We start from the raw sequence: 9,390 nt of genomic DNA, 5'->3' as shown, positions 1-9,390 counted from the left end.
GGCCTGCCGAGAATTAGAAGCATATTCAAACTCTGCCTTGACCCGCCCGCGTCCTCGCACTACCGTCAGACTTTGAATTTGATTCAAGAACTGGGGTGCGATGGTCGGCAATCGGCGGGGCGAGGCTTCCCGGGCCGCGCTGTTGGCTGGATTATTACACACCGGCGGGGATGGGCGGGGGCCGCTTTGGTGGCACGGGCCCTCGTGTGCGACCCCGCGAATGTGATGTGACCGTCTCTCAATGGGACGGCCCCTGGAAGTGAGACCCAGCGCACCAGTACGCTTGTCTTGTTTAGTACCTCGAAGTCTCGCGGACAACGCGGGGCGTATACGTTGTCTGTTGAACAGCTGGGGTCCGCTCACAAGCGTGTTCACCTGGCCGTGCAATGGGAGCACCTTCCTAGGAGGACACGAAGATCCATGTCCAAGATCAAGGTTGAAGGTACCGTCGTCGAACTCGATGGCGACGAGATGACCCGGATCATCTGGCAGTTCATCAAGGACAAATTGGTCCATCCGTACCTGGACATCAATCTCGAGTATTACGACCTCGGTATCGAGTATCGGGACAAGACCGACGATCAGGTGACCGTCGACGCCGCCAACGCCATCAAGCAGCACGGCGTGGGCGTCAAGTGCGCCACCATCACGCCCGACGAGGCGCGCGTCAAGGAATTCGGGCTGAAGAAGATGTGGCGGTCGCCCAACGGCACCATCCGCAACATCCTCGGCGGCACGATCTTCCGCGCGCCGATCATCATCTCCAACGTCCCGCGCCTGGTTCCGGGCTGGACGAAGCCGATCATCATCGGCCGTCACGCGTTCGGTGACCAGTACCGCGCCACCGACTTCAAGGTGCATCAGGCGGGCACCGTCACCCTCACCTTCACGCCCGAGGACGGCTCCGAGCCGATCCAGCACGAGGTCGTGCAGTTGCCCGAGGACGGCGGTGTCGTCATGGGCATGTACAACTTCAAGAAGTCCATCGAGGACTTCGCGCGCGCGTCGCTGAACTACGGCCTGCAGCAGAACTACCCGGTCTACATGTCGACCAAGAACACCATCCTGAAGGCCTACGACGGCATGTTCAAGGACACCTTCCAGGAGATCTACGAGACCGAGTTCAAGAACGAGTTCGACGCCGCCGGTCTCACCTACGAGCACCGGCTGATCGACGACATGGTGGCCTCCGCGCTGAAGTGGGAGGGCGGCTACGTCTGGGCGTGCAAGAACTACGACGGCGACGTGCAGTCCGACACCGTGGCGCAGGGCTTCGGCTCGCTGGGCCTGATGACCTCGGTGCTGCTGACCCCGGACGGGCGAACCTGTGAGGCCGAGGCCGCACACGGCACGGTGACCCGCCACTATCGTCAGCACCAGCAGGGCAAGCCGACCTCCACCAACCCGATCGCCTCGATCTTCGCGTGGACCCGCGGCATTGCCCATCGCGGCAAGCTGGACAACACCCCCGAGGTCATCGGCTTCGCGCAAACCCTCGAGGATGTCGTCATCAAGACCGTCGAGGACGGCCAGATGACCAAGGACCTGGCGCTGCTGGTCGGCGGCGATCAGGGCTATCTCACCACCGAGGAATTCCTCGGTGTGCTCGACGCCAACCTGGCGCGCGAACTGCGCTGAGCACCCGCACGAGAAGCTGAACAACCGGGCACCCGCCCCCACCGCACCCCGGTGGCCGCGGGTGCCCGAATTGTTCTCGCGGCGACCTACTTCCGCAACAACGTGACCACCTCGGTCAACGTGTGCTGCATCTGCCGCAGGTATCCCTCGATGTTGTCGAGTCGTTGATCCGCGCCCCCGCTCCACGCCTCCCCTTGATCGAATCGCTCGTCCACCTTGTCGAACCGCGTGCCCATCTTGTCCAGCCGCGTGTCCATCTTGTCGAACCGCCGGTCCATCCCGTCCAGGCGCGCATCCGTCTGGTCGAAGCGTCGACTGTGCTGTCGCAGCGTCGCGATGAGGATCCCGAACTGGCGGCCGCTGGTTCGCTGGAAGCGGCGTAGGCGCAGGTCGACCCCGCGCACCGCGGCCAGGGAGGTGTGTGCGGTGCGGTTGGTGTCGTCGTTCATTTCGTAGAGGTCGTCGACGTCGTGACGCAACCGGTCGACAATCGGGTCTCGCTGCGGCTTGGTCATGACGACAACGCTAGAGGCCGCGCGAACCCGGCGGAAGCGGGCGATCGGCGATTGGGGATAACCGATCCGGCTGTGAATAGCGGCATTTTCGGAGCGTCTGGGCGGGCAGTTCCGACCCCGGTGAGTGAGATCACCGTCCCTCCGGGATGCGTAAGCGTTCGCCGCCGTGTTGCGGTGAAGCGTGGCTTCCGTCTCCGAGCCCGCCGTGGCCTCCCCCCAGTCCTCCGCCGCCGACTCGTCCGTGCGCGGGCAGGCCGAGCCGTCCGCCGCCGACGTCCCCGCGGTCGATCACCCCGGTCGCACCGATTGGCATGTCCCCGCGATGCTGGCGCTCGCGCTCGGCGGTTTCGGCATCGGCACCACCGAATTCGTCACCATGGGTTTGCTGCCGGATATCGCGCACGCCATGAACGTCTCGGAGTCGACCGCCGGGCACGCGGTGTCGGCGTACGCGCTGGGCGTGGTGGTCGGCGCGCCGGTCATCGCGGCGCTGAGCGCACGGGTGCCGCGAAAGCGCCTGCTGATCGCGCTGATGGTCGCCTTCACCGTCGGCAACGTCGCGACGGTGCTGGCGCCCTCGTTCGCGACCCTGACGGCCGCGCGCTTCGTTTCCGGGCTGCCGCACGGCGCCTACTTCGGGGTGGCGTCCCTCGCGGCCGCCACTCTGGCGCCGGTCGGGCAGCGCGCGAAGGCGGTTGCCGCGGTTATGCTGGGGTTGAGCGCCGCCAACGTTGTCGGCGTTCCCGCCGCCACCTGGCTCGGCCAGCATCTGGGGTGGCGGGATGCCTACGGGGTGGTCGCCGTGATCGGACTGGCGACCGTGTTCGCCATCGCGAAATTCGTTCCGGAACTGACCGGCGTCCGCGTGACCGATCCGCGTACCGAACTCGGTGCGCTGGGCCGCTCCCAGGTACTGCTGACGCTGCTGGTCGGCGCTGTCGGCTTCGGCGGCATGTTCGCCGTCTACACCTACATCACCACCACGCTCACCGATGTCGCGGGCATGCCGATCGGGCTGGTGCCGATCGTGTTGGCGCTGTTCGGTCTGGGCATGATCGCCGGAAACATCGTCGGCGGCGTGCTCGCCGATCGCGGTGTGGAGCGCGCGGTGTTCCTGGCGCTGGTGTCGATGGTCGTCATTCTCGCCGGATTCGTTGCGGCCGCGCACAATCCGTTCACGGCAGGCGCGGGTGCGTTCCTGGTCGGCGCGTCCGGCGCGGCCTTGGCTCCCGGCCTGCAGATCCGCCTGATGGATGTCGCGCACGACGCCCAGACCCTCGCCGCCGCCCTCAACCACGCCGCCCTGAACATCGCCAATGCCGCCGGCGCGTGGCTCGGCGGGTTGGTGATTGCGGCGGGCCTCGGTTACACGGCACCCGCGGTCGTCGGGGCGGGTCTTGCGGTGGCGGGTGTGCTGATGTTCACCGGGACCGTCTGGCTCGCCCGCCGTGGCGCGGCCCGCGAGCCGGTGGCCGCTACAGTCGAGTGACGGCCCGCGACCGATGCGGTGGTCCCACACATTTTCATTCATCTGTGCATGTAAGTGTATGATTCCCGGATGGTCAGGCCCGCAGTCTCGAAGCCGCAGCGCCGCACGCAGGAGCAGCGTAGTAGCGAGATGCGCGTCCGCCTGCTCGACGCCACCATAGACTGCCTGGTCGAGTACGGCTACGCGGGCACCACGACGCCCCGGGTCGTCGAGCGCGCGGGCGTCACCCGGGGCGCGCAGGTCCACCATTTCGGCTCCAAGACCGATCTCGTGGTGGCCGCCATCAGCCATCTCGCGCAGCGCCGCACCGATGCGGCGATGCGGGAACTCGGCCGATTCCGGCACGAGGGTGACCCGGTCGCCGCGGTGCTGGACTTCCTGTGGGAACTGCACCAGGGCCCGCTGTTCATCGCGGCGATGGAGCTGTGGGTGGCGGGCCGCGTCGATCGGGTGCTGGCCGCCGAGATGGCGAAGGTCGAGCCGTTCGTCAACAACGCGGTGCTGATGGCGGTCGCCCAGCTGGTACCCGACGAGGTCGACCGCAAGACCGCCCGCGACTTCGTCTACACCGCGATGGACGCGCTGCGCGGAATCCTGGTCTCCAACTTCATCGATCCGGACTCCGACCGCGCCCTGCGGCGCTGGAAACGCGCCTCGGCGCACCTGCGCATCGCCGCCGAATCCTCCCTGCCGGGACTGCGCGCGGGACGCTGATCCGCACTGCCGAAGTGCAACGCGCCGACACGGCGACTCGGCCATTCCGCCTTGCATACCTCCGCGGCTGTATATGACCGCGTAAGACCCGTATCTCCGCCCTGCCTCGGCATTCAGGGCCTTATCCGCGCCCACATCTTGCGTAGTTACATACAGCTCCGTATGTTTGTTTCCAGATCAGACCGCGCGAGGTGAGGAGTTCGATGGCGAACAAGGTCTACGTCGTCGGCGTCGGCATGACGAAATTCGAGAAGCCGGGGCGGCGTCAGGTCGAGGACGCGGACGGCACGCGGGCGTGGGACTACCCGGACATGGCGCGGGAGTCGGGCACCAAAGCCCTTGCCGACGCGGGCATTTCCTACGACCGGGTGCAGCAGGCGTACGTCGGCTACGTGTACGGCGAGTCGACATCGGGCCAGCGAGCCGTCTACGAGCTGGGCATGACCGGCATCCCGGTGGTCAATGTCAACAACAACTGCTCGACCGGCTCCACCGCGCTCTACCTTGCGGCACAGGCGATTCGGGGCGGACTGGCCGACTGCACGCTGGCCCTGGGCTTCGAGAAGATGCAGCCGGGCTCGCTCGGCTCCACCTGGGACGACCGCGAGCAGCCGATGGCCAAGCACATGATGGCGCTGGCGGAGATCTCCGAGGTGCTGTTTCCCCCGGCCCCGTGGATGTTCGGCGCCGCCGGCCGCGAGCACATGCAGGCCTACGGCACCACCGCCGAGCATTTCGCGAAGATCGGGTACAAGAACCACAAGCACTCGGTCAACAACCCGTATTCGCAGTTCCAGGACGAGTATTCGCTCCAGGACATCCTCGACGCGCGGATGATCTACGACCCGCTGACCAAGTTGCAGTGCTCGCCGACCTCCGACGGTTCCGGCGCGGCGATCCTGGCGTCCGAGAAGTTCGTCGACGAACACGGCCTGGCGAGTCGGGCGGTGGAGATCGTCGGCCAGGCCATGACCACCGACTTCGCCTCCACCTTCGACGGCACCGCCAAGAGCATCATCGGCTACGACATGAACGTGCAGGCGGCGCGCCAGGTCTACGAGCAGTCCGGCCTCGGCCCGGAGGACTTCCAGGTGATCGAGCTGCACGACTGCTTCTCGGCCAACGAACTGCTGCTGTACGAGGCGCTCGGGCTGTGCGGCGAGGGCGAGGCCGGGAAGCTCATCGACGACAACCAGACCACCTACGGCGGCAAGTGGGTGGTCAACCCGTCCGGCGGCCTGATCTCCAAGGGACATCCGTTGGGCGCAACGGGTCTGGCCCAGTGCAGCGAGCTGACCTGGCAGCTGCGCGGGCAGTCGGACCGGCGGCAGGCGCCGAATGTGACCGCGGCCCTGCAACACAACATCGGCCTGGGCGGCGCGGCCGTCGTCACGGCCTACCAGCGCGCGGACCGCTGAGTCCGGCCGACGACGAAAGAGAGCACCATGGGCCACATCGAATACACCAAGACCCTGTCCGCGAACCCCGAGGCCCTGTGGGCCGTGGTCGGCAACCCGAACACCTGGGGCGACTGGTTCTCCATCCACGAACGCTGGATGGAGGAGCCGCCGACCACTCTCGAGGTGGGCAACAAGCTGGTGGCCAAGGTGGTCATGCTCGGCATGGCCAACAAGTTCGAATGGCACGTCGCGGCCGTTGAGGCGGGCCGCACGCTGACGCTGACCGCGACCGGAATGGCCGGCGTGAAGGTCGAATTCACCTTCACCCTCGCGCCCGCCGCGGACGGCACGGAGCTGTCGGTCAACGGCGACTTCGAGGGCGCGTTGATCAAGGGCGCGCTCGGCAAGGCGGTGGAGAAGGACGGCAGCAAACAGCTCGAGAAGTCCCTCGAGCAGCTCGAGGCGCTGGCAGCGGCGGCGTGAGCACCGAAACCGGCGGCCGCGTAGTCGAATTCGACGACTCCGGCTTGAACCGCTGGTGTGACGAGGAACGTTTCGAGGTTCTGGCCGAACGCATCGCCGAATACGCCGCCGCCACCAACGATCCCATCGAGGCGCACCGGGGCGGCGAGGTGGCGCCGCCGGTCTTCGCGATCGTGCCGGTCTTCGACGCCATGCTGGTCCCGGTCATCGATGTGGCGCCGATGGACATCTTCGGCCGAGTCGTGCACGGCGAGCAGGACTTCCACTTCCACCGTCCGATCCGCCCGGGGGAGACGCTGGTCTCGCGGGCGCGGGCGATCGGGTACGCGGGCCGGCCCAACGGCAGCGGCATCACGGTGCACATCGAATGCCGCACGGACTCCGGCGAACTCGTGAACGAGCAATACCTGACCGCCTTCTTCCGCAACATCGACGCGGGAAAGACGGTCGGCCGGCCCGCACCGGAGCACAAGTTCGACGAGAGCCTGCGCGCGCAGGACCCGGTCGCCGAGGTGACCCAGCGCATCGACCTCGACCAGACCTACCGCTACGCACCGGCTTCGGGCGACCCGGTACCGCTGCACCTCGACGAGGAGGTCGCCAAGGACGCCGGGCTGCCGGGCATCATCGCGCACGGCCTGTGCACCATGGCCTTCGCCTCGTGGGCGGTGCTCACCGAGGTCGGCGGTTCGGATGCGCACCGGCTGCGGCGCTTCGCGGTGCGGTTCGCCAAGATGGTCTTTCCAGGTGACGAACTACGCACCCGGATCTGGAAGGTGAAGTCCGACAAGGGCATCACCACCTACGCCTTCGAAACGGTGCGCGGCGCGGACGTGGTGCTCAGCGACGGCCTGGCCGAGATCGCGGACTGAACGAACACAGACAGGAGTTACGGATGGGCGCACTGGAAGGCAAGGTCGCCGTCATCACCGGCGCCGGCCGCGGCATCGGCCGCGAACACGCGCTGCTGTTCGCGCGGGAGGGCGCCGCGGTCGTGGTGAACGACCTCGGCGGCGACAATACCGGGACGGGCGCGGATACCGGTCCGGCGCAGGAAGTGGTGGACGAGATCACCGCGGCGGGCGGCCGGGCGGTCGCCGACACCGGCGACATCGCCACCTGGGAGGGCGCGAAAAATCTTGTCGACCTGGCCGTTTCGGAGTTCGGTAGACTCGATGTGGTCGTCAACAACGCGGGCATCCTGCGCGACGGCTTCATAGCCGGGCTCGAGGAATCCCAGTGGGACGCGGTGATCGCGGTGCATCTGAAGGGGCACTTCAACGTGCTGCGGCACGCGGCCTCGTACTGGAAGGACCAGGCCAAGGCGGGCAATCGGCCCAACGCCGCCGTCGTCAACACCGCCTCGGCCTCGGGTGTCACCGTCCCGAATGCCGGGCAGGCCAACTACGGGGCCGCGAAGGCCGCGATCGCCGCGCTCACCCTGGTGGCCGCCGACGAACTGGAGCGGTACGGGGTGCGGGTCAACGCGATCGCGCCGATGGCCCGCACCCGGCTGACCCTCGCCACCCCGGGCATGGGCGCGATCTTCGCCGCCGAGGTCCCGGAGGGCGAGTTCGACGCGTTCAGTCCCGCCAATATCTCGCCCCTGGTGGCCTATCTCGCCGGCGACAAGTGTGCGATCACGGGCAAGGTGTTCGCGGTGCAGGGCGGCGCCATCTCCGAGCTGGCCGGCTGGCACGACGTGAAGACCATCGAGACCGAGGGCCCCTGGTTGATCGACGATATCGCCGCCCGCCTGCCGTAACCCCGAAAACCACTGGAGAACAACGTGTTCGAATGGTCCGAGACCGACGTACTGATCCGCGACGCGGTCCGCGGTTTCATCGCCAAGGAGGTCCGGCCGCACCTGGACGCCCTGGAGAGCGGCGAGATGCTGCCCTATCCCGTGATCCGAAAGCTGTTCGGAGAGTTCGGAATCGACGCGATGGGCGCCGAGGCGGTCGGCAAGATGCTGGCCAAGCAGCGGGCCAAGGCCGAAGGAGCCGAACCCGGTGCGAAGCGGGGCGGGTCCGGCGGCGGCCCGTTCGGTGGGCAGGAGTCGCTGATGGCGGTGCTGATCGGCGAGCTGTCCGGGGTGTGCATGGGGCTGGTCTCCGCGCTGGGCGTGTCCATCGGTCTCGGGGCGACCACCATCATGTCGCGCGGCACGCTCGCGCAGCAGGAGCGGTGGCTCGAAGACATCGTGACCATGAAAAAGGTTGCGGCGTGGGCGATCACGGAGCCCGATTCCGGATCGGACGCGTTCGGCGGGATGAAGACCTACGTCAAGCGCGACGGCGAGGACTACATCCTCAACGGGCAGAAGACCTTCATCACCAACGGCCCCTACGCTGACACGGTGATCGTCTACGCCAAGCTCGAGGAGGGCGACGCCGGGGTCGACAAGCGCGACCGCAAGGTGCTCACCTTCGTGCTCGACAAGGGCATGGAGGGTTTCACCCAGGGCAAACCGTTCCGGAAGATGGGCCTGCACGCCTCGCCCACGGGTGAATTGTTCTTCGACAACGTGCGTCTGGGCCGGGACCGGCTGCTCGGCGAGACCGAGGAGCACAAGGGCGGTGACGGCCGCGAGAGCGCCCGGTCCAGCTTCACCGCCGAGCGCATCGGCGTCGGCTTCATGGCGCTGGGGATCATCAACGAATGCCACCGGCTCTGTGTGGATTACGCCAAGAACCGCAAGCTGTGGGGCCAGGAGATCGGCCGCTTCCAGTTGGTGCAGCTCAAGCTGGCCAAGATGGAGGTGGCGCGAATCAACGTGCAGAACATGGTCTTCCACTCGATCGAGCGGGCCCGCGCCGGTAAGCCGCCGACGCTGGCGGAGGCATCGGCGATCAAGCTGTACTGCTCGGAGGCGGCCACCGAGGTGGCGATGGAGGCAGTGCAGCTGTTCGGCGGCAACGGCTACATGACCGAGTACCGCGTGGAACAGCTGGCCCGCGACGCGAAGTCGCTGATGATCTACGCGGGCAGCAACGAGATCCAGGTGACCCACATCGCCAAGGGCCTGCTCGGAGCGTAATCCTGCGTGGGCGGGGGGGGGGGGGGGGGCGCGGGGGGGGGGGGGGGAACCCCGCCGGGCGGACAACCCCCCCCCCGGGGGGGGGGGGGGGGAGACGAGGGGGGGGGGGGG

At 67.3% G+C, this 9,390-nt stretch carries 9 protein-coding genes; 8 read left to right on the top strand and 1 reads right to left on the bottom strand.

Features of this window, described 5'->3' with window-relative positions:
- Positions 1 to 420: 420 nt before the first annotated feature.
- Positions 421 to 1,638, top strand: coding sequence for an NADP-dependent isocitrate dehydrogenase (locus tag QH470_RS12370; protein ID WP_280272469.1), 1,218 nt, complete (start codon positions 421 to 423; stop codon positions 1,636 to 1,638).
- A gap of 86 nt (positions 1,639 to 1,724) precedes the next feature.
- Here QH470_RS12370 and QH470_RS12365 read toward each other — a convergent pair whose 3' ends face one another.
- Positions 1,725 to 2,153 carry a hypothetical protein gene (locus QH470_RS12365; protein WP_280272468.1) on the bottom strand — a complete coding sequence of 143 codons (429 nt, stop codon included), beginning with the start codon at positions 2,151 to 2,153 and terminating at the stop codon, positions 1,725 to 1,727.
- Positions 2,154 to 2,475: 322 nt separating this feature from the next.
- Between QH470_RS12365 and QH470_RS12360 the strand changes: the two genes are divergently transcribed.
- From QH470_RS12360 to QH470_RS12330, 7 genes are all read left to right on the top strand, one after another.
- Entirely contained in the window at positions 2,476 to 3,642 is a 1,167-nt protein-coding gene (locus QH470_RS12360; RefSeq protein WP_280272470.1) for an MFS transporter, read from the top strand.
- Between the two features lie 69 nt (positions 3,643 to 3,711).
- Entirely contained in the window at positions 3,712 to 4,356 is a 645-nt protein-coding gene (locus QH470_RS12355) for a TetR/AcrR family transcriptional regulator (RefSeq protein WP_280272467.1), read from the top strand.
- Between the two features lie 203 nt (positions 4,357 to 4,559).
- A complete protein-coding gene (locus QH470_RS12350) occupies positions 4,560 to 5,774 on the top strand; it encodes a lipid-transfer protein (protein WP_280272466.1) in 1,215 nt (404 codons plus the stop codon).
- 27 nt (positions 5,775 to 5,801) lie between these two features.
- Positions 5,802 to 6,239: a type II toxin-antitoxin system Rv0910 family toxin gene (locus tag QH470_RS12345; protein ID WP_280272465.1), complete on the top strand. Its 438-nt coding sequence runs from the start codon at positions 5,802 to 5,804 to the stop codon at positions 6,237 to 6,239.
- Positions 6,236 to 7,111, top strand: coding sequence for a MaoC/PaaZ C-terminal domain-containing protein (locus QH470_RS12340; protein WP_280272464.1), 876 nt, complete (start codon positions 6,236 to 6,238; stop codon positions 7,109 to 7,111). Before QH470_RS12345 ends, QH470_RS12340 begins: the two co-directional genes overlap by 4 nt.
- A gap of 23 nt (positions 7,112 to 7,134) precedes the next feature.
- The gene (locus QH470_RS12335) at positions 7,135 to 8,004 is read left to right on the top strand and encodes an SDR family oxidoreductase (RefSeq protein ID WP_280272463.1); all 870 of its coding nucleotides are present in this window, start codon (positions 7,135 to 7,137) and stop codon (positions 8,002 to 8,004) included.
- 24 nt (positions 8,005 to 8,028) lie between these two features.
- Positions 8,029 to 9,279: an acyl-CoA dehydrogenase family protein gene (locus QH470_RS12330; RefSeq protein ID WP_280272462.1), complete on the top strand. Its 1,251-nt coding sequence runs from the start codon at positions 8,029 to 8,031 to the stop codon at positions 9,277 to 9,279.
- Positions 9,280 to 9,390 lie beyond the last annotated feature (111 nt).

This window comes from Nocardia wallacei, from assembly GCF_029868745.1.
GTDB lineage: Bacteria > Actinomycetota > Actinomycetes > Mycobacteriales > Mycobacteriaceae > Nocardia > Nocardia wallacei_B.
This window is presented reverse-complemented; position numbering and strand designations above follow the sequence as displayed.